This is a genomic window from Micromonospora sp. CNZ322 (genome assembly GCF_007827755.1).
On the sequence record NZ_VITD01000017.1, the window covers coordinates 1 to 19,928 of the forward strand.

The 19,928-nt window shown below is 72.8% G+C and carries 17 protein-coding genes; 6 read left to right on the forward strand and 11 right to left on the reverse strand.

What is annotated here, in order from left to right:
* Nucleotides 1-108 (reverse strand): glutamine synthetase (locus tag FB453_RS34695; protein ID WP_222431430.1); only part of this gene is annotated, 108 nt, incomplete at its 3' end.
* Nucleotides 109-371: 263 nt separating this feature from the next.
* Here FB453_RS34695 and FB453_RS29075 point away from each other — a divergent pair.
* Nucleotides 372-770: an RDD family protein gene (locus FB453_RS29075; RefSeq protein WP_222431429.1), complete on the forward strand. Its 399-nt coding sequence runs from the start codon at nucleotides 372-374 to the stop codon at nucleotides 768-770.
* A gap of 220 nt (nucleotides 771-990) precedes the next feature.
* On the opposite strand, the gene FB453_RS29080 is transcribed toward FB453_RS29075, so the two are convergent.
* A complete protein-coding gene (locus FB453_RS29080; protein WP_091407420.1) occupies nucleotides 991-1,677 on the reverse strand; it encodes a DUF4191 domain-containing protein in 687 nt (228 codons plus the stop codon).
* Nucleotides 1,678-1,887: 210 nt separating this feature from the next.
* On the opposite strand from FB453_RS29080, the gene FB453_RS34480 reads away from it, so the two are divergent.
* Both FB453_RS34480 and FB453_RS29085 read left to right on the forward strand, forming a co-directional pair.
* Complete coding sequence (locus FB453_RS34480; RefSeq protein WP_186718626.1) at nucleotides 1,888-2,058, forward strand: hypothetical protein; 171 nt, start codon at nucleotides 1,888-1,890, stop codon at nucleotides 2,056-2,058.
* Nucleotides 2,055-5,102, forward strand: coding sequence for a helix-turn-helix transcriptional regulator (locus FB453_RS29085; protein ID WP_486480517.1), 3,048 nt, complete (start codon nucleotides 2,055-2,057; stop codon nucleotides 5,100-5,102). Before FB453_RS34480 ends, FB453_RS29085 begins: the two co-directional genes overlap by 4 nt.
* A gap of 12 nt (nucleotides 5,103-5,114) precedes the next feature.
* On the opposite strand, the gene FB453_RS29090 is transcribed toward FB453_RS29085, so the two are convergent.
* On the reverse strand, nucleotides 5,115-6,833 hold the full coding sequence (locus FB453_RS29090) for a hypothetical protein (RefSeq protein ID WP_145795368.1): 1,719 nt from the start codon (nucleotides 6,831-6,833) through the stop codon (nucleotides 5,115-5,117).
* 53 nt (nucleotides 6,834-6,886) lie between these two features.
* Nucleotides 6,887-7,882, reverse strand: coding sequence for a lipoyl synthase (gene lipA / locus FB453_RS29095; RefSeq protein ID WP_091407425.1), 996 nt, complete (start codon nucleotides 7,880-7,882; stop codon nucleotides 6,887-6,889).
* A gap of 451 nt (nucleotides 7,883-8,333) precedes the next feature.
* Here lipA and aspS point away from each other — a divergent pair, with 451 nt between their 5' ends.
* Nucleotides 8,334-9,620: an aspartate--tRNA(Asn) ligase gene (aspS, locus tag FB453_RS29100; protein WP_145795370.1), complete on the forward strand. Its 1,287-nt coding sequence runs from the start codon at nucleotides 8,334-8,336 to the stop codon at nucleotides 9,618-9,620.
* On the opposite strand, the gene FB453_RS29105 is transcribed toward aspS, so the two are convergent.
* The 5 genes from FB453_RS29105 to FB453_RS29125 all read right to left on the reverse strand — a co-directional run bounded on the left by FB453_RS29105 (nucleotide 9,610) and on the right by FB453_RS29125 (nucleotide 15,318).
* Entirely contained in the window at nucleotides 9,610-10,893 is a 1,284-nt protein-coding gene (locus tag FB453_RS29105) for a sigma-70 family RNA polymerase sigma factor (protein WP_145795372.1), read from the reverse strand. The genes aspS and FB453_RS29105 overlap by 11 nt on opposite strands.
* Nucleotides 10,894-10,897: 4 nt before the next feature.
* Nucleotides 10,898-11,242: a YciI family protein gene (locus tag FB453_RS29110; protein WP_145795374.1), complete on the reverse strand. Its 345-nt coding sequence runs from the start codon at nucleotides 11,240-11,242 to the stop codon at nucleotides 10,898-10,900.
* A gap of 160 nt (nucleotides 11,243-11,402) precedes the next feature.
* Complete coding sequence (gene lipB / locus FB453_RS29115; protein ID WP_145795376.1) at nucleotides 11,403-12,044, reverse strand: lipoyl(octanoyl) transferase LipB; 642 nt, start codon at nucleotides 12,042-12,044, stop codon at nucleotides 11,403-11,405.
* Between the two features lie 97 nt (nucleotides 12,045-12,141).
* Nucleotides 12,142-13,428 carry a tolB family protein gene (locus FB453_RS29120; protein WP_145795378.1) on the reverse strand — a complete coding sequence of 429 codons (1,287 nt, stop codon included), beginning with the start codon at nucleotides 13,426-13,428 and terminating at the stop codon, nucleotides 12,142-12,144.
* Between the two features lie 57 nt (nucleotides 13,429-13,485).
* Nucleotides 13,486-15,318, reverse strand: coding sequence for a DUF6311 domain-containing protein (locus FB453_RS29125; RefSeq protein ID WP_145795380.1), 1,833 nt, complete (start codon nucleotides 15,316-15,318; stop codon nucleotides 13,486-13,488).
* Between the two features lie 218 nt (nucleotides 15,319-15,536).
* Between FB453_RS29125 and FB453_RS29130 the strand changes: the two genes are divergently transcribed.
* Nucleotides 15,537-16,742 (forward strand): extracellular catalytic domain type 1 short-chain-length polyhydroxyalkanoate depolymerase, encoded by a 1,206-nt coding sequence (locus FB453_RS29130; protein WP_145795384.1) that lies wholly within the window; start codon nucleotides 15,537-15,539, stop codon nucleotides 16,740-16,742.
* Between the two features lie 126 nt (nucleotides 16,743-16,868).
* On the opposite strand, the gene FB453_RS29135 is transcribed toward FB453_RS29130, so the two are convergent.
* Together FB453_RS29135 and FB453_RS29140 are read right to left on the reverse strand one after the other, a co-directional pair.
* Entirely contained in the window at nucleotides 16,869-17,783 is a 915-nt protein-coding gene (locus FB453_RS29135) for an LLM class flavin-dependent oxidoreductase (RefSeq protein WP_145795386.1), read from the reverse strand.
* 83 nt (nucleotides 17,784-17,866) lie between these two features.
* Nucleotides 17,867-18,766 carry a TIGR01777 family oxidoreductase gene (locus FB453_RS29140; RefSeq protein WP_145795388.1) on the reverse strand — a complete coding sequence of 300 codons (900 nt, stop codon included), beginning with the start codon at nucleotides 18,764-18,766 and terminating at the stop codon, nucleotides 17,867-17,869.
* A gap of 310 nt (nucleotides 18,767-19,076) precedes the next feature.
* Here FB453_RS29140 and FB453_RS29145 point away from each other — a divergent pair, with 310 nt between their 5' ends.
* Entirely contained in the window at nucleotides 19,077-19,928 is an 852-nt protein-coding gene (locus tag FB453_RS29145; RefSeq protein ID WP_145795390.1) for an NmrA family NAD(P)-binding protein, read from the forward strand.

The following is a 19,928-nucleotide window of genomic DNA, read 5'->3' on the forward strand; positions in this document are numbered from 1 at the left end:
CAGATTGAAGTGCTGCATCACGCCGGGCAGGTCACAGAAACGAACGTCGACGAACTTCACGTCCTCGTTCTTGAGGTATCGCAGCAGTTCCTCGGGATTGGCGAACACACATCCTCCTGGCACGTCCACGGGGTGGCTAGGCTTCTGGCGACGCTAGGGCCGGGGGGTTGCCCAGCCGTGTCTCCGTTGTTTCTGCCGTGTTACGTCCCTCGCGGAGCGTCAGCGACGCCCCGGTCCACGCCTCCGGCCCGCCAGGAACGCCGTACCGACTGTGCCAGTGTAATGACATCTGATCGCTTTAGCCTGAATCGGCACACAGCGGCGGCGGCACCCGGCAAGCCCTCATCCCGGCGCGGATACCCTTGACCGCTGTGACCAATCCGCACCTCCCGGCAGCGCCGGCCACCGACCCCACCTTCACCGCGCCGACCCTCGGTCGGCGATTCGGTGCGCTGATCATCGACTGGGTGCTCTGCCTGCTGGTGTCCAACTTCTTCGCCGACCCGGTACGCGACGGCTGGGCCCCGGTGCTGGTGCTTGTCCTGGTGTACGGCATCTTCCTCGGCCTGTTCGCCCAGACGCCAGGCATGTACATCACCAAGATCCGCTGTGTGAACTGGCACGACGGTGGCCGGATCGGCGTGCTCCGGGGGCTGATCCGTGGCCTGCTGCTGGCCCTCGTCGTCCCCGCACTGATCATGGACGAGCACCGGCGCGGCCTGCACGACCGAGTCGCCGGCTCGGTCATCGTCGACGCCCCCCGCGGCTGAGCCAACCCCGCCAAGGCCGGTCCGGGGCCGCGCGAACCGCAAGATCGCACTCGATCCAGGATGTAGTGGCATCCTCCGCGCGCGAGGCCACTACATCCAGGATCGAGCACATCATGGCGAGGGGCCGGGGGCGGCGGCGCGTCAGGGCCGGTGCACAAGAGGGTGTACGTAAAGGAGCCGGACCCGTGCGGGTCCGGCTCCTTCGCGTACACCTGAGGGGTCAGCGGCCCCGCGACTGGCGGAAGGCGCCCGGCGGCCGCATGTTCTTCGGGATCGCGCCCTTGGGCATCTGTGGCCGGGCGGTGAGCGCCTTGAGTCGCTTGTCCAGCGAGTTGACGTCCTTGCCGGAGAGGGCGCGGGGCAGCCGCAGCAGCGTCGTCCGCAGCTTGCGGATCGGCAGCTCGCCCTCCTCCTGCCCGATCACGTAGTCGTGCAGGGGAGCGGAGCCGATCACCTTGGAAAGCCGCCGCTTCTCCTGGCCGAGCAGGCCGCGCACCCGCTGCGGGTTGCCCTCGGCCAGCAGGATCACGCCCGGGCGGCCGATCACCAGGTGGACCATGTCCATCTGGGTGGTCGAGCTGACCGCCGGGGTCACCCGCCAGTCGCCGCGCATGTTCTCCATGATCTGCGCCGCCGCGCCGGGTTGCCCCTCGGCGGCGTTCATCATCGCCTTGTTGGACCGCAGGTTGAGCACGATCAGCACCGCGAGCAGGACGAACAGGATGCCGATCGGCAGCCAGATCCAGCTCCAGAGGATGACCGCGACCACGGTGAGGGCGAGCGGGATGAGCACCGCGGCGGCGACCAGCGGCGCGAACCACCGGTCCTGCTTGGCGGTGAACTGGAACACCATCCCGATCTGCTTCAGCCGCTGGCCGAACGAGACCTTCTCCTGGGGCTTTGCCATGCCGCAGAGTCTAGTGGTCGCCGCCGGCCCGGTTGATCCGCGTCCGGGTGCCGGGGCAGCTGAGTACCTTACGTCGCCGTACGCGCCTGGAGCGGCCGGGTAAGGAGGCTGTGGGCGGGGAAGATGAGGCGCCATGCCCATGCTCGGGCGGGGCCTTCGCGCGGAGAGTCGTCAGCAGAAGACGACGACGACCCCACGAAGGAGCCCGACATGTTCGGCAACGACGCAGATTTCCTGCTCACCCTGCACCGTACCCACGCCGCCGAGCTGCGCGCCGACGCGGCCGCGGACCGGCTCGCCCGGTCGCTGTCCCGTCCGGTCAGCCGCGGGTGGTTGGGCCGGCACAGGCAGGCCGGTCGCACCGGCGACGCCCGCCGGTGACCGCGCCCAGCGCGGCCGCCGCGTCCAGCGCGGCCGCCGCGTCTCCCGCACCCGGCGGACTGGCCGCTCGACCCGATCCGACCCCGTCGCCCGGCCGCCGGCCGATCGGCGGGGCCGGCGGGGTGGGCCGCCATGGCATGCTCGAACACGTGACCGTACGCGCCGCCAGCTCCGTCCTCGTCGGGCGCCACCGCGAGACCGTGGCGCTGCGAGACGCCCTGTCCCGGGCGCGGGCCGGGGAGCCGACCACAGTGCTGGTCGGCGGCGAGGCGGGTGTGGGTAAGACCCGGCTGCTGGAGGAGTTCGCCCGCTGGGCCACCGACGGCGCGGCACGGGTGCTCGTCGGCCAGTGCCTGGAGCTGGGCGAGGCGGGTCTGCCGTTCGCGCCGTTCGCCGCCGCGTTGCGGGCGGTGCTCCGCGCCGACGGTCCCGAGGTCTTCGCCGGCTACGAGGCGGAGTTCGCCCCGCTCCTACCGGAGCTGGGCCGCGCCTCTGCGGCGCTGACCACCCCGCGCGCCGTCCCGCTCAGCGACGCCCCGCGCGGCTACCTGTTCGACCTGGTCGCCGAGCTGTTCCAGCGGCTGGCCGATGCTCGCCCGCTGGTCCTGATCATCGAGGACCTGCACTGGGCCGACCGTTCCACCCGCGACCTGATTGGCTTCCTTGTCCGGGCGGCGAGGCCGGGCCGGCTGTTGCTGGTCTGCACCTACCGCACTGACGAGTTGCAGCGCGGGCACCCACTGCGTCCGTTCCTCGCCGAGCTGGATCGCGCCCGGGGTGTGGAGCGGGTCGAGCTGGCTCGCCTGGACCGCGAAGGCACCGCCGCGATCCTCGCCGACCTGCTCGGCGCCGAGCCGCTCGCCCGCGCCGTCGACGATGTCCACGACCGCACCCAGGGCAACCCCTTCTTCATCGAGGAGTTGGCCGTCGCCGGTGACCCGATCGGCTGCGCGGCGCTCCCCGAGACGCTGCGTGACCTGCTGCTGGCCCGGGTGGACCGGCTCCCCGAGCCGGCCCAGCGGGTGTTACGGATCGCGGCCGCCGGCGGCACCCGCTTCGCCCATGACCTGCTCGCCGAGGTCGCCGGGCTGCCCGAAACCGAGCTGGAGGACGCGTTACGCGCCGCCGTCGCCGCCCAGTTGGTGGTGGCCGACCGGGACGGTGACTACGAGTTCCGACACGCGCTGGTCCGCGAGGCCGTACACGACGAGTTGTTGCCCGGTGAGCACGCCCGGCTGCACGCCCGCTTCGCCGCCGCCATCGAGGCCCAGCCGCATCTGGTCGCCGCCGGCCGCGCCCCGGCCGAGATCGCCCACCACTGGCACGCCGCGCACGACCACCCGCGCGCCCTCGTCGCCGCACGAGCCGCCGCGCGCGCCGCGGCCGACCGGTACGCGTACGCCGAGCAGCGCCGACTGCTGGAGCGGGCGCTGGAGTTGTGGGAGCTGGTGCCGGACGCCGCCGACCTGCTCGGCATGGACCACCTGGCGTTGCTGGAGCAGACCCTGGACGCCGCGGTCACCGCCGGCGACTTCAGTCGGGCCATCACCCTGACCCGGGCCGGGCTGGCCGAGGTGGACGTCGACGCCGCGCCGCTGCGCGCCGCCCGCCTGCTGGACCAGCGCGGTCGACTGATGGCCCTGCTCGGCAAGAGCGACGGCAGCCGAGAGCTGGATGAGGCGTACCGGCTGGCGGCCGGTGGCCCGCCCGGCGCGGAGCGGGTCCGGCTGCTCGCCGACATCGCCACCCACCTGGTCAAGATCGACCCGCAGAAGGCGGCCCGGGTGGCCGCCGAGGCCGCGGCCGACGCCGAGGCGCTCGGAGAACACGTGGCCCTGCTGTCCACGCGGATCGCGCTGCTCTGCCACGGCGAGCGGGACCTGACCGGCGGGCTGGCCGAGCTGGGCCAGGCGGCCGCCGCTGCCCGTGCGGCGGGAGACGCGCCGACCCTTGTGCTCGCCATGGTGTTCGAGTCGGACATGCTCTGCGAGTTGGGCCGCTACGCCGAGTCCGCGCAGGCCGCCGAGGCCGGTGTGGCCGAGGCGCGACGGGTGGGGATCAGCCGCTCCACCGGGGCGTACCTGCTCTCCAACCGGGCCGAGGCGCTCATCGCGCTTGGCCGGTGGGACGAGGCCGAGGCGGTCTGTGCGGAGGCCGCCCGGATCGACCTGTCCGGTGTCACCGGTCTGCACTGGCTCCAGTTGGGTGCCGGGCTGCGGCTGGCCCGCGCCCATCCGGGCGCCGACGAGCTGGTCGATCGGGCGCTCACCTTCCTCAACCGGCCGTACCTGTGGCCGAACCACCGCCTGCCCCTCCACGAACTGGCGATCGAGGCGGCGCTAGCCGCGGACGACAAGGTCGAGGCGGTACGGGCGGCCCGCGTCGCGGTGGCCGACGAGAGCCTGCCGCTGCTGCCCCGGGAGGGTTGGCCGGTGCTCAGCGCCGCCGCGCGTACCGCGGCCCGGGTGGGTGACCGGGAGTTGGCGGTCGCGGTGGCGGCGCTCGCCACTGACCTGCCGGCGCGGCACCCGGCGGCCCGTGCGCACGCCGCCCAGGTCACCGCGCTGCTCGCGGTCGGCGACCAGGCGCTGCCGGCGTGGCGTACGGCGGTCGACGCGTGGCGGGCCGACGGGCAGCCCTACCCGTTGGGCAGGGCGCTGCTGGCGCTGGCCGAGGCGACCGCCGCAGCCGGGGAACGCGACGAGACGGCGGCTGCGGTCACGGAGGCGACCGAGATCGGCCGGCGGCTGGGTGCGACCCCGCTGGTCGAGGCGGCCGCCACCCTGGCGCGGCGGGTCGGCCTGCGCGGTGCGGCCGGGGGCGGGGCCGGCGCCGACCTGCTGACCGCCCGGGAGCGGGAGGTGCTGCGCCTGGTCGCGGAGGGGCACAGCAACAGCCGGATCGCCGAGCGGTTGTTCATCTCGCCGAAGACGGCAAGCGTGCACGTCTCCCGGATCATCGCGAAGCTGGGAGTGACCAACCGGGTGGAGGCCGCCGCCCTGGCCCACCGCCTCGGCCTGCTCACCGAGACCGCGCCGCGCTGACACCCGGCTGGATCAGCGCGGCAGGTAGATGCGCCAGCCTTCGATCGTGACCAGGTCGAGGCTGCCCGGCGTGACTCGCTGCCGCTCGTCGAGCACCTCCGCGAGGGGTGAGCCGGCCGGCGCGACCCAGGCCGGTGCCGCCGCGCTGTCCACCTCCCGCCGATACGCGGGGTAGCGGTCGAAACCGGGGCGCAGGGTGTCGTCGACGACCGCGCAGACCACCTGCTCCGCGCTGGCGAAGGTGAGCCGGTTGCAGGTCCAGTAGCCGGCGCGCACGTGCCGTACGCCCAGTTGACGCAGGGTGTTCACCAGCTGGGTGTGGCGGGCCTCGGCGGCCTGGGTCGCCGGGACGGTCTGCGCTGCCCGCCAGGTGGCGTGGGCGGCGGTGCCCAGCGTGGCGGCGAGCAACACCACAGCGACCGACCCGGCCAGCGTCGACCCGACGCCGTGCCGGCCGGTCGCCGCCGGACGCAGCCCGTGCCGGGCCACCGTCCACACCGGCCAGAGCAGCGCCGGCAGGGAGATGAGCAGGCAGGACAGGTAGCGGGAACTCTCCACGGGGGTGAGCCCGGCGGAACTGCTCACCGCGTACGCGCCGAGGGTGGCCACCGCGGCCAGCACGAGCGCCAGCCGTGCCGCCGCCGCCACCCGAGGCGACACCGCGTCGGGGCCGACGGCGGCAGAGCCAGCAGGGCCGGGGTCGGGGATGCGCAGGGCCCGCCAGGCGGTGGCGGCGGCGATGGCCAGCAGCAGCGGCAGGGCGAGCGCCCACCACAGTTGCCAGGTGCCGCACTGGCCGGGAGCGCAGAAGCCCATGCCCAGTCCGGGGCCGAGCACCAGGCCGCCGTGCAGCCGGTCCGGCCAGCCTGCGCTGGCGTTGGCACCGCTGGCCGCGAGCACGGCGTGCAGCGGGTTGCGCCCGGTCAGCAGGCTGTGCAGCAGCAGTGGGGCCGCTCCCAGCACGGCCGCCGCTCCGAGCAGCGCCCCGGCGGCACCCCACAACTCCCGGCGGCAGAACCCGAGAAGGACCGCGCCGGTCGCCGCGACGTACGGCAGCACGAGCGGGTCGACCCAGAGCATCAGCCCGGCCAGGAACCCCCACGCGCCCCAGCGCGCCAGCCGCCGGCCGGGTCGCCCGGTGTCGGCCGTCCGCCTGCCGGGTCGCCCAGCGTCGGCCGGTCGCCGCCCCGGTCGACCGGTGGCCAGATCCACGGCGAGCAGGGCCAGCGCTGCCCCGGCCGCGTTCATCTCGGGGTAGCCGCCGCCGGCGATCAACTGGTTCTTGACGATCCGGTCGGAACCGAGGGCCAGCAGCGCCACCATCAGCAGCCCGAACCACCGGTCCCCGGTCAGCCGCAGCGTCAACCGCCAGGCCAGCAGCAGGAACAGCGCGTACAGGGCCAGCGTGGGCAACCGCAGCCCGAGCAGCGACGGCCCACCGGCGAGGGCGAACACCGGCGCGGCCAGGTACGCCTCCAGCGTGCCCATGTACTGCTGACCGTAGAACCAGACCGGGAAGCCCTCACCCCGGGCGATGTGCAGCGCGGCCAGCCCCATGGTGGCCTCGTCGCTGTTCGTCGGCGGGGCGGCGTGCAGCAGCAGCCAGAGCCGGTAACCCACCCCGGCGAGCACTGCCAACCCGGTTAGCCAACCGACCAGGCCGGGACGTGCGCCGGGTCGAGGGCGGGGCGAGTCGGCGCCGCGCGGCTGCTCGCGTACGCCGACGGTCATCACAGGATCATGACACCCGGACGCCGAACGGCCGTGCGGCGCTGCCGTCGGAGTCAGCTGGCGGTGGCGACCGAGGCGGCGGCGCGGGCGTCGATGGCCTGCTTGTAGAGCCGGCCGGCCCGGTACGACGAACGCACCAGCGGCCCGCTCATCACCCCGGCGAAGCCGATCTCCTCGGCCTCCTCGCGCAGCTCCACGAACTCCTCCGGCTTGACCCAGCGGGTCACCGGGTGGTGCCGGGGCGAGGGGCGCAGGTACTGGGTGATGGTGATCAGCTCGCAGCCGGCCTCGTGCAGGTCGCGCAGCGCCTGCGAGACCTCGGCCCGCTCCTCGCCCATGCCCAGGATGAGGTTGCTCTTGGTGACCAGGCCGTCGGCGCGGGCCTGCCGGATCACGTCCAGCGAGCGGTCGTAGCGGAACGCCGGCCGGATGCGCTTGAAGATGCGCGGCACGGTCTCCACGTTGTGGGCCAGCACCTCGGGACGGGAGCTGAAGACCTCGGCCAACTGCTCGGGGACGGCGTTGAAGTCCGGGATCAGCAGCTCGACGCCGCAGCCGGGCTGCAGGGCGTGGATCTGTCGGACGGTCTCGGCGTACAGCCAGGCGCCGCCGTCGGGCAGGTCGTCACGGGCGACACCGGTGATGGTGGCGTACCGCAGCCCCATCGAGACCACCGACTCGGCGACCCGACGCGGCTCGTCGGCGTCGAACTCGGCCGGCTTGCCGGTGTCGATCTGGCAGAAGTCGCAACGCCGTGTGCACTGGTCGCCGCCGATGAGGAAGGTGGCCTCCCGGTCTTCCCAACATTCATAGATGTTGGGGCAGCCGGCCTCCTGGCAGACGGTGTGCAGCCCTTCGCGCGAGACGAGCCCGCGCAGCTGGGTGTACTCCGGGCCCATCTTGGCCTTGACCTTGATCCATGGCGGTTTGCGCTCGATCGGCGTCTCGGCGTTACGCGCCTCGATCCGCAGCAGACGCCGCCCCTCGGGGGCCGCCGTTGCGGTGCGCGCTGCCTGGCCGGTCGTCGGCGCGGAGTGCTCGATCGTCACGAAATGAGCCTACGCCGGACGGCAGGTGTCTATGTGCGTCAGGCGACCGGCGTCACGCCCCGAACGTTGTGACGCCGGACACCGGGGTGTCGAAAATGTGCGTCACACGAGCGGGATTCGGGTGCTACGGTCACCGCCAACAGCGACGACGGAGCCGAGTAGCCCCCGACCCGCCAGTGCAGAGAGCCGCCGGTGCTGAGAGGCGGTCTGGCGCCGGGGCGCGAAGACCCTCCCGAGCTGCGGGAAGAACGGCCGCGGGTCACCCGCGCCCAGTAGAGCCCGCCCGGCTGGCCCCGGTCAACAGGCGACGAAAGAGGCCCCCGCTTCGGCGGGGGTGAAGGTGTGGTGGCACCGCGAGGTTCCCGCTCGCCCACACCTCCCTGGGGCTGATGCGGCGCTTCGCCACCCCAGGGCGGCGACGGCGTGGCGATCGACCGAGGAGCTGTACGCCATGCAACGAACCCTGTCCCAGCAACTGCCCGCCAGGATCGGCACGACAGTGCGGATCGCCGGCTGGGTGCACCGCCGCCGACTGCTCAAGTCGGTGGCCTTCCTGATCGTGCGGGACGCCACAGGCCTGGCCCAGGTGGTGGTCACCGACCCGGCCGTCCGCGCCGAGCTGGAGAAACTCACCGAGGAGACGGTCGTCGAGGTCACCGCGACGGCCACCGCGAACGACACCGCGCCCGCCGGGGTCGAGCTGACCGACCCGACGGTACGTCCACTCGGGCCGCCCGCCGTGCCGCCACCGTTCGACCTGTACCGGCCGGCGCTCACCGCGAGCCTGCCCACCCAGCTGGACAACGCGCCCACCGCGCTGCGGCACCCCACCCGGTCGGCCGCGCTGCGGATCTCGGCGGCGGCGGTGGCGGGGTTCCGGGCCGCACTCGACGCCCACGACTTCGTGGAGGTCCACACGCCGAAGGTGGTCAGCTCCAGCACCGAGAGCGGCGCGAACGTGTTCGCGCTGGACTGGTTCGGTCGGCCCGCGTACCTGGCCCAGTCACCGCAGTTCTACAAGCAGCTGATGGTCGGCGTGTTCGAACGTGTCTACGAGGTGGGGCCGGTCTTCCGGGCCGAGCCACACGACACCGTCCGGCACCTCGCCCAGTACACGTCGCTCGACGCGGAACTGGGCTTCATCGCCGACCACCGGGACGTGATGCGGGTGCTGCGCGACACGGTGGCCGGGATGCTGGACGCGGTCAGCGGGCGGGCCGGCGCCGCCCTGACGACGCTCGGCGTCACACCGCCGCAGGTGCCGGCGCAGATCCCGGCGGTGCACTTCACCGAGGCGCTGACGATCGCCGGCGCGCCCGCCGACGAGCCGGACCTCGCTCCCGCCCACGAACGGGCGCTGGGCGAGTGGGCCCTGCGCGAACACGGGTCGGACTTCCTCTTCGTCACCGGCTACCCGATGGCGAAGCGACCCTTCTACACCCACCCGGAGCCGGCGCGGCCCGCGTACTCCAACGGTTTTGACCTGCTCTTTCGTGGTCTGGAGCTGGTCACCGGCGGGCAGCGGCTGCACCAGCACGCCGACTACCTGGCGGCGTTGGCGGCCCGGGGTGAGCCGGTCGAGCCGTACGTCGGCTACCTGGACGCGTTCCGGCACGGCATGCCACCGCACGGTGGCTTCGCCATCGGCCTGGAACGGTTCGTGGCCCGGCTGGTCGGTGCGGCCAACATCCGGGAGGTCACCGCGTTCCCGCGTGACCTGCACCGCCTCACTCCCTGAACGAGGCGTGCCCACACTCGGCGAGCCGGTCGCGTAGCCGGGCCGCCTGCGGGCCGTTGAGGTCGAGCGCGAGCGCCGCCCGGTACGCCGTGGCGGCCTCGTCGGCTCGGCCGAGGCGGTGCAGCAACTCGCCCCGGGTGGCGTGGAACCACGGGTAACCGGACAGCCCGCCGATCACGTCCACCAGCGCCAGCCCGGCGGCGGGGCCGTCCCGCTCGGCGACCGCCGCCGCCCGGTTCAGCCGCACCACAGGGGTGTCGTGCACGGTGAGCAGCACGTCGTACCAGGAGATCACCGCGTCCCACGGGGTCTGCTGGTACGACGGGGCGAGGGCGTGGCAGGCCGCGATGGCGGCCTGGACGACGTACCGGTCGGGTTGGTCGGGGGTACGACGCAGTCCACCATCGACCAGCTCGACCCCGGCGGTGATCGCGGCCCGGTCCCAGCGCGTGCGGTCCTGCTCTCTCAGGAGCAGCGGTCGACCGTCGACATCGACCCGCGCGGCCCGCCGGGAGTCCTGCAACAGCAGCAGGGCCAGCAGGCCGAGCGCTGTCGGCTCGTCTGGCATCAGCTCGACCAGCAGCCGGGCGAGCCGAAGACCCTCGTCCGCCAGCCCGACCCGGATCAGGTCGTCGCCGACACCGGCCGTGTATCCCTCGTTGAAGATCAGATAGACGGTGGCGGCGACGCCGGTCAGTCGTCCCGGCAACTCCTCGGCCGGCGGTACCCGGTAGGGGATGCCCGCCTGGGTGATCTTCTGTTTGGCTCGGGTGAGGCGCTTGGCCATCGTCGCCTCCGGCACCACCAGGGCACGCGCCACCTCGGCGGTGGCCAGCCCGGCGATGGTACGCAGCGCCAGGGCCACCTGCGCGTCCAGTGACAGCGCCGGATGGCAGCAGGTGAAGACCAGCCGGAGCAGGTCGTCCCGAACCGCCTCGGGTGAGTCCGACGCGGGGTCGAGCAGCGCCACGGCTTCGGCCTCCTTCCCGGCGCGGCGGGCCTCCCGGCGGATCAGGTCGACCGCACGCCGTCGCGCCACGACCAGCAGCCAGCCACGTGGGTTGTCCGGTACGCCGTCGCGCGGCCAGGACTGCAGGGCGCGCAGCACCGCGTCCTGGGCGGCGTCCTCGGCCAGGTCGACACTGCCGGTGACGCGGATCAGCGTGGCGAGGATCCGGGACCGCTCGGCCCGGACCACCTGTTGCGCCGCGACGGCGGCCCGTGCCCGCTGCGCCTCCGCGTCGGCGGTGGCCTCCGCGTCACCGGTCAGCATCGGGTTACAGCGGGATGACGGGACGGACCTCGACCGCGCCGTTCCAGGCCGCCGGCATCGTCGCGACCGTCGCCACGGCCTCGTCCAGGTCCGCGCACTCCAGCAGGTAGAAGCCGGTCAGGGCTTCCTTGGTCTCGGCGTACGGGCCGTCGGTGGTGAGCACGTCACCGCCCTTGCCCCCGGACACCCGCACTGTCGTCGCGGTGGCCGTCGGGTAGAGCGCGCTGCCGCCCCGGATCACCGCACGGGCGGCCGCACCGAACTCCCGGTACTCCGCCATCTCGTCAGCCTGTTCGGGGCTGCTCCAGTCGACGTCCGCCGTGTAGGTCAGCGCGATGTAGGTGGGCATGTCCGCTCCTCGCGTCCCGGGCCGGGCGGTGGCCGCCGGCCTCAGCTGTCGAGCCGGCGCTGATCGCCGACTCCACCATAGGGACGATCGGCCGGACGCCCCACGGGACACTCGGTGCGGAATTTCTGGCCGGCGACCCCGGGGGCCGCCGACGTGACGCTCAGACCTCGACGAGGGTGGAGAGTCGACGCTCGACCACCGGCAGCACGTCGGCGACGCTGACCGGGCGGCCCAGCTCGGCGGTGAGGGAGGTGACGCCCGCGTCCCGGATGCCGCACGGCACGATCCGGTCGAAGTACGTCAGGTTGCAGTCGCAGTTGATCGAGAAGCCGTGCAGGGTCACGCCCCGGGCCACCCGGATGCCGATGGCCGCCACCTTGCGGGCCGGCCCCCGGTCGTCCTCGGGCACCCAGACCCCACTGCGCCCCTCGACCCGACCGGCGGTCAGCCCGACCTCGGCGCACACGTCGATGAGCAGCTCTTCGGTCCGGCGCACGTAGGCGACCACGTCCACCGGGTCGGGCAGGCGCAGGATCGGGTAACCGACGAGCTGCCCCGGCCCATGCCAGGTGATCTTGCCGCCACGGTCCACGTCGACGACCGGAGTGCCGTCCATGGGCCGGTCCCACGGTTCGGTGCGCTTGCCCGCGGTGTAGACGCTCGGGTGCTCCAGCAGCAGCACTGTGTCGCCGCGCTCGCCAGCCACCACCGACTCGTGCAGGCGCCGCTGCTCGTCCCAGGCGGCCTGGTAGTCGAGCAGGCCGGCACGGACGGCCGTCAGGCCGGGGGTCGTCGTCGTCACGGCGTCCAGCCTAGTCCCGCCAGAGGCGATCTTCCCTGGTGAGCCGCCTCACGAGGACCTCGTCGTGCCGGTCGCGGCACCGCTGGGCGGCTCGTTGTCACGCCGAGGCAGGGCCCGTCGCAGCGCGGCGGCGGCGGATCCGCCGGACGACGAGAGCGACAGCGAGCAGCGTCGGCACGCCAAGCGTCAGGTAGACCCAGAGTGGGGCGGCGAACGGTGACGGCCGGGGTTCCGGCCCACCGAACGCGGCAGGGCTCAGCAGGCCGCCCGGCACCAAGAGGTCGGTCGACCCGACCGGCGTGGTCACCAGCACCTCGCGATCGCCGTCGGGCGACAGCGCGGCGAGAAAGGCTTGCCGGTCCGTGTCCTGCTCCGTTGCGCTGACATAACGCAGGATGGGGTCGTCTCCGCGCCAGCCGATGATTCCGCTGGCCGAGGCGCCGGCTGGCAGGGCCTGACCGACGGCGTGGCCGGTGGCCGTGTCCAGAAACTCGATCCGCCAGGTGCGCGCCGCCGCCTGCTCGGACGTGCACCTGGGACCGGCGCAGCCGTCGAAGGCGAGCAGCGCGAGCCGCCGGCCGTCGGGATGCCAGGCGGCCGGGCCAGCCAGTATCCGCCGGTCGCCCAGGTCGACCTGCCAACGAGGGCCGCCGCCGGCCGGGTCGAGGACCACCAGTCGCTGGCGTTCGGCGAGCTGGGCTGGCACGTCCGGTGGGCCGGTGACCGCCACCAGGTCGCCACCGGGTGACCAGGCCGCCCCGTTGTGTGCGGCGAAGGTGCCGGCCGCGACCACCTGCTCGGTGCCCTGGTACGGGTCGACGACGAGCAGGTCGTCGGGCTTCTCCGGGTCGTTGAGCTGCTCGTTGTTCGGTCCGAAGCTGATCACCGGATCGTCGTTGCTGCGGGTGCCGAGCACACGTCGCCCATCCGGCGACCACGCGAAAGGGTCCAGCCCGGGCTTCAGTGTGCGGCGCTGTCGGCCGGTGGTGAGGTCCAGCAACTCGCCGAACCGCGGCCGCAGGTAGTGGCGCCCGTCGGGGGAGAGCAGCCCGTGCCCCTCGGCGAGGCGAATCGGGATGAGCCGGTAGGCGCCGTCCCGGGCGACCAGCACCCCTGTCGACTCGAAATAGCGGGTGCGGTCGGTGAAGAACACCAACGCGGCCGGACCTGCCGGGCGTTGCCCCACTGTGGCCTGCCACAGCCAAGGATCGCGCACCCGGCTCGGCACCACGCCGGCGGTGCTGTCGGCGGCAGTGCTCCCGCCAGCCCTGCTGCCGGCGACGCCGCTGTTCGCGGCTGCGGCGGCTGGCGCGCTGAGCGCGACGAGCCCCAGTGCCACCCCGGCCACTGCGGCGCGCCGAAGTCGCCCACCTATCAATCTCATCGGCCCATTGAACGCGACGACGGCCGGTCGTGACGCCCCGATCGGTCGCGTCGTGGTCTACCGGTCGGCCGGCGGGATGCGCCAGAGCCAGACGTCGTCGACCCGTTGCGGCTCGCCGAACAGGGCGGTGCCGGTACGCAGCAGCGCCGCCTCGTCGACCTCGAACTTCGCGCCGTGCACCTCGTCGGCGAGCAGCACCGTCTCGATGCGCCAGTGCCGCAGGTCCGACTGGACCTCCCGGATCGTTCCGTCGGTGACGATGGGGACCAGCCCGGTGCGGCCGGCCTGGTCCATCAACGCGCTCAGCGTGCGCGGCACCGGACCGATCCGGCCCCGCCCGTCCGGCCCGCCGGGGCCGAGGAAGAAGCCGCCGGGGATCTCGAACTCGCCCTGCCGGTGCGACAACGCGTACGCCTGCCAGCGTTGGCCGTCCGGGTAGATGTCCACCGTCAGCGGCACCGGGGTCAGCACCCCGTCGGGTGAGACGTAGTCCCGCCACGTGCCGGAGGTGATGAAGCGCGGGATCGGCTCCCGCTCGTCGGTGAGCAGCGGGGTGGGCAGCAGCGGCACCAGGGCCGCCGCGAACCCAAGCACCCAGGCCAGCTCCGTGGGGCGGTACCGGGGTGGCGCGGCGCGCAGCTGGTCGATTGCGTACGCCAGCAACAGCCCGACCACTGGCGCGACCACCAGTGCCAGCCGGGCCGGTAGCGCGGCGTTCACCACCGGAAGTTGTCCGACCAGGTCGAACGGCATGGGGAGGTCGGTGCGTCGGCCGTCGACCTTGGCGACCGGCCCGAAGGAGAGCACTGTGAAGATCAGAGCGAGGGCGCCCAGCGCCCAGAGGGTGGCCCGGCGGTGCGGGTCGGCCCGCCGCCAGAGCATGACGAAACAGATCACGGTGAGCACCAGCAGCGGGATGCCGAAGAACGAGTTCTCCTCGGTCGGGTTCGGTGCCAGCGAGGTGCCCAACCCGGCCTCGCCGGCCAGCGAGCGGCGCGGGAAGGCACCGAACGCTGCGATGTCCTCGGAGTGGATCACCGGGTCGAAGCCGGTGCCGTGGAACCGTTGTGGCCCGGCGAAGTGCAACCACAGGGGATACGACAGCAGCACGCCGGCGACCACGGCGGTCACGCCGAGCCCGCGCAGGAAGGTGGGCAGCGCGGCACGTGCCTCCACCCGGTTGGCAGGGTGCAGCGCCCAGATGGCGACGAACACTCCCAGCGCCAGCGCGGTGAAGAAGAGCCCCTCGGCGGCGATCGAGAAGGCCACCGCGACCAGCACGCCGAGGATCACCCCGTCGCGCAGCCAGTGCCCAGCGCGGCGCAGTGCGAACAACCGCCAGATCAGCAGCGGCACCAGCCAACCGGCGGTCCAGTTCAGGTGCGCGTTGGCGTGCGACACCATGCCGGGGGAGTAGGCGATGAACAGCGCGCCGACCCCGGCGGCCAGCCGGCTGCGGACCAGGTGTCGGGAGAGCAGCCAGTACCAGACCAGCGCGGTGGCGAGCAGGTTCAGGGTGAGGATCACCAGGAACGTCGCCGGCGGCCCGATCAGGTACGTGAGCGGGGCGAAGACCACCGCGTACACCGTGATCGAGGTGTTGACCGCGAGGTTCACGCCGTCCGGGACGTTGATCAGGTAGGTGAAGAGCGGGTTGTCCCAGTGGGTGACCGCGTGCCCGCCGAAGGCCAGCAGCCATTCGAAGAGCGCCTGGTCGCTGGAGTTGGCGGTGATGGTGCGGACGTTCGGGTCCCGCCACAGCCCACTGGTCACCCAAACGGCGAGCGCGAGCGCCACCAGCACGACGATCAGGTCGGCCCGGCGGTCCCGGACGGCGCGCGGCGGTGACACGGGTGCGGGCCCGGTGGCCAGCGACGGGGAGGACGGCACGCAGCGGACGTTACCAACCGGACCTGGACGGGCCGGTCAGACCTGCAAGGACGGGACCGTTGGGGACGGATTCCCTCCGCCACGGCGGCGGTCTCGCGTACACAGCGTCCGTCGTGAATGTGTGACTGTGCCCCATGTCATAGCGACGACACATCGTCGTAACGTCACGGCAATTCGACCGTGACCCAGTTCACAGTCCGCCCCCTCAGGAGGCCGCCGTGCGCCGCTCCTCGTCCACCATCACCCGCCTGATCGGCGGGCTCGCCGGGCTCGCCCTGGCCCTGGCCGGCGCGGTCGCCGTCGCCGCACCCGCCCAGGCCGCCACCCTCACCCAGGTCACCGGGTTCGGCTCCAACCCCGGCAACCTCGCCATGTACGCCTACCGCCCGGACGGACTGCCGGCCAACTCCCCGGCCGTCGTCCTGCTGCACGGGTGTACGCAGAACGCCTCCGGCTACTTCGCCAATTCCGGCTGGCAGAAGTACGCCGACCAATGGAAGTTCGCCCTGATCGTCGCCCAGCAGCCGTCCGGCAACAACGCCAACTCCTGCTTCAACTTCTTCGAGGCGGGGGACACCACCCGAGGTCAGGGTGAGGCGCTGTCCATCAAGCAGATGGTCGACCACGCCAAGACGAACTACGGGGTTAACGGCTCCCGGGTCTACGTCAGCGGGCTCTCCGCGGGCGGGGCGATGAGCGCGGTCATGCTGGCCACCTACCCGGACGTCTTCGCCGCCGGATCGATCATCGCGGGGATCCCGTACCGCTGCGCCACCAGCATGGTCAACGCGTTCAGCTGCATGAACCCGGGTGCGGACAAGACCCCGGCCGCCTGGGGCGACCTGGTCCGTGGCGCGTACTCCGGCTACACCGGCCCGCGTCCCCGGGTGGCCATCTGGCACGGCACCTCGGACACCACTGTCACCCCGCTCAACGGCACCGAGTCCCGCGACCAGTGGACCAACGTGCGAGGGGTGTCGCAGACCCCGACCAGCACCTCGTCGCTGCCCGGCAACACCAGCCTCGAGGTGTACGGCAACGACGACGTGCGCCTTTACCGGATCTCCGGGATGGGCCACGGCACCCCGGTCGACCCGGGCTCGGCGGCCGAGCAGTGCGGCACCGCGGGCGCGTACTTCCTGGACACCATCTGCTCGACGTACCGTGACGCGCTCTTCTTCGGTCTGAACGGCGGCGGGACCAACCCGACCCCGACCCCGACGGCCACCCCCACGCCAACCCCGACCACGCCGCCGACCTGCGTGACGGCCAGCAACTACGCGCACGTGGCGGCCGGTCGGGCGTACCAGTCGGGCGGCTACGCCTACGCCAACGGCTCCAACCAGCGCATGGGCCTCTACAACACCTTCTACACCAGTGCCCTCAAGCAGACCGGCCCCAACCACTGGGTGGTCGGCTGCTGACCCCATCCGCCTGCCCCGCCTGCCCCTGTTGATCAAGAGGTTTGCGTCATCCGGAAGCCGGAATCTGACGCAAACCTCTTGATCAACAGGGCTGTCGGCCGGGGGGCAGGTCAGGCGGGAGGGGGGTCAGGTCAGGCGGGACAGGACCGGCTCCAGCGGAGCCAGCGCGTCGCTGCGGACCACGAACCGGGTCACCCCCCAGCGCCGTTCGTGCTCGGCGACCGCCGTGATGATCTCGCCCACCGTGCCGATCAGCACGAACGGGGTGGCCAGCAGCTCGGCGGGCGTCATGCCGTTGCGCCGGGCCTGCTCCGCGGCGGCAGCCTCGGCGTCGTCGGTGACCACCACCGTCTGCACCAGCGCCTCCAGCGCCGGCGGGTCGGCCCGGCCGGCTGCGCCGGCGGCCACGCAGGCCAGCTGCGCATCGATCTGGTCGGCCCGCCAGCGCGCCTCATGCTGGTGGCCGTCGGCGAGGGTACGTCCGAACCCGGTCAGCCCGACCACGTCGGCGTGCGCGCCCGCCCAGCGCAGCAGCGTCGAGTTCGCCGTGCCCATCGTCAGCGGGATCCGGTCCTGCACCGGCCGGGGTTCGCGCAGCACCGCCTCGCGCATCGTCAGCTCGGCCGAGTCGACGGTGACCGAGGCGCCGTCGAGTAGGGCGCGGACCGCCTCGGCGACGGCCACGCAACGGCGGACCCGGCCGGCCACGTCGGGGCGTTCCCGGCCCACCGCGCGCCACTCCGCCGGAGTGTGACCGGCGCCGACACCGAGCCGGGCCCGACCACCGGAGATCAGATCGAGGGTGGCCACGTCGGCCGCGAGCAGCATCGGTTCCCGTACGCCGAGGTTCGACACGTACGAGCCGAGCCCGATCGTCGAGGTGACCGGGGCGGCGGCGGCCAGCGCCACGAACGGTGACGTCACGTCGCCGGGGTGGTCCGCGGCGAGCAGAGCGTCGAAGCCGACGCTCTCGGCCCGACGGGCCAGCTCGGCCCAGCTCGCCGCGTCGGTCGGGGTGGCCTGGAGGGAGAAGGTCGCCATTGCTCCAGCATCGGCCCACGCCGGCCCACCGCCGACCCACCGACCGCCGATTCTGCCGAGGGCCGAACCACCGGGATTAGGGGTCAGGGGGTTAGGGCTGCCTGGAGGGCTTGGGGGAGGGTGGGGTGCTGGTAGGGGTAGGCGGCTCGGGCCAGGACTCCGGGGAGGACCCGGGTGCTGGTGAGGGCCTCGTGGGAGAAGCCGCCGAGGACCACCTTGAGCGCCAGTGCGGGGATCGGGACGATCGCCGGGCGGTGCAGTTGCCGGGCCAGCTCGCGGGTGAACTCGGCGTTGGTAACCGGGTTCGGCCCGACCACGTTGACCGGGCCGGCGATGTCGTCGTGGTCGAGCAGGAAGCGGGTCGCGTCCAGCCAGTCGGCCATCGAGATCCACGGCAGCCACTGCCGGCCGCTGCCCAGCCGGCCGGCGATGCCCAGCTTGAACGGCAGCAACTGCGGCTTGAGCAGCCCGCCCTCGCGGTGCAGCGGCAGACCGGTACGCAGCCGGACCACGCGTACCCCGGCGTCCTCGGCCGGCCGGGTCGCGGCCTCCCACACCCGGCAGACGTCGGCCAGGAAGCCCTCGCCGGCCGGCGCGTCCTCCTCGACCGCCCGGTCGCCGGTGTTGCCGTACCAGCCGACGGCCGATGAGTTGAGCAGCACCCGGGGTCGGTCCGGGGCGGGCAGGCCGGCGATGGTGGTCGCCAGCGTGGTGGTGCTGTCCACCCTGCTGGTGCGGATCAGCCGCCGGTAGTCGTCGTTCCAGCGTTTGTCGCCGACGCCCGCGCCGGCCAGGTTGACCACGGCGTCGGCCTCGGCGACCACGGCCGGGTCGAGCTGCCCGGCCGCAGGGTCCCACCGCCGCTCCTGCGGCCCGCCCGGCGCCCGACGGATCAGGCGGGTGACCTCGTGCCCGTCGCGGACAAGCAGGTCGGCCAGTCGGGTGCCAAGGAAGCCGGACGCGCCGGCCAGAAGGATCCGCATACCCCCATCTTCGTCCAGAACGCCACGGGTGGCTGCGTGGGGTTGCCGAAGGTGGGGCGTTTCGGCGAACGAATGTGCGCGGAATCCTTGTGCGGTGTGAAAGCGCAGGTCAACGAATGTTCCCAGGGTTGAAAATGGCTGCCGCGCGCCGTCGGCGGTCAGCGCGTTTCCGCAGGTCAGGGCAAACATGAATGCCATGTTCGCGATTGCTTGCGGCATCGATCTGGCTGACCATGAGTCATCCGAGAGCGCTCCCGTTTGGCGGGTCGGCTCGCCGTGCCCGCCGTCGGGCGATCCCTGAGGAGGAACCATGCCGATCCTGGTGACCGGCGCGACCGGGACCGTCGGAGGCAGTGTGGTCCGACAACTGGTCAGCGCCGGCCACGACGTACGCGCACTGACCCGCGATCCCGCGTCGCCTGCGGCCGCCGCGCTGCCCGACGGAGTGGAGGTGGTGGCGGGCGACTTCGCCAGGCCCCACACGCTGGCGCGGGCGCTGCGCGGCGTGACGCGGATGCACCTGGTCGCGATGGACGGGTACGGGCCGCTGAGCACTGGTGTGGAGATTCTGGAGCTGGCCCGTCAGGCCGGCGTCCGCCGGGTCACCCACCTCGGCCACAACGATCCGAGCCGGGCCGACGATGATCCGCTTGAGGCGCCCCATCGGCCGCTGCACCGGGCTGTCGAGAACTCGGGCCTGGAGTGGACGCACGTCTTCCCGGGCGAGTTCATGGCGAACACCCGCGAGTGGGCGACCGGCATCCGCACCGAGGGGGTGGTGCGGGCGCCGTTCGGGGACTGGAACAGCGCGCTGGTCCACGAGGCGGACATCGCCGCGGTCATCGTGGCCGCGCTGACCGAGGACGGTCATGACGGCCGGGTGTACCAACCGACCGGCCCGGAGCCGGTCCGCCGCCGGGACGCGGTCCGGACGATCGGCGAGGCGATCGGCCGTCCGGTGCGCTTCGACGAACTGACCCCGGAGCAGGCCCGCGAGTACTGGAAGGACACCTATCCCGCCGAGGTCATCGAGTGGTTTCTGGAGATGGGCCGGTATCTCGACGGCAATGCCTGGGTCGCCCCGGACGTCGAGCAGGTGACCGGACGCCCCGGGCGTACGTTCCGGCAGTGGGCCGCCGATCACGCGGACGACTTCCGGTGA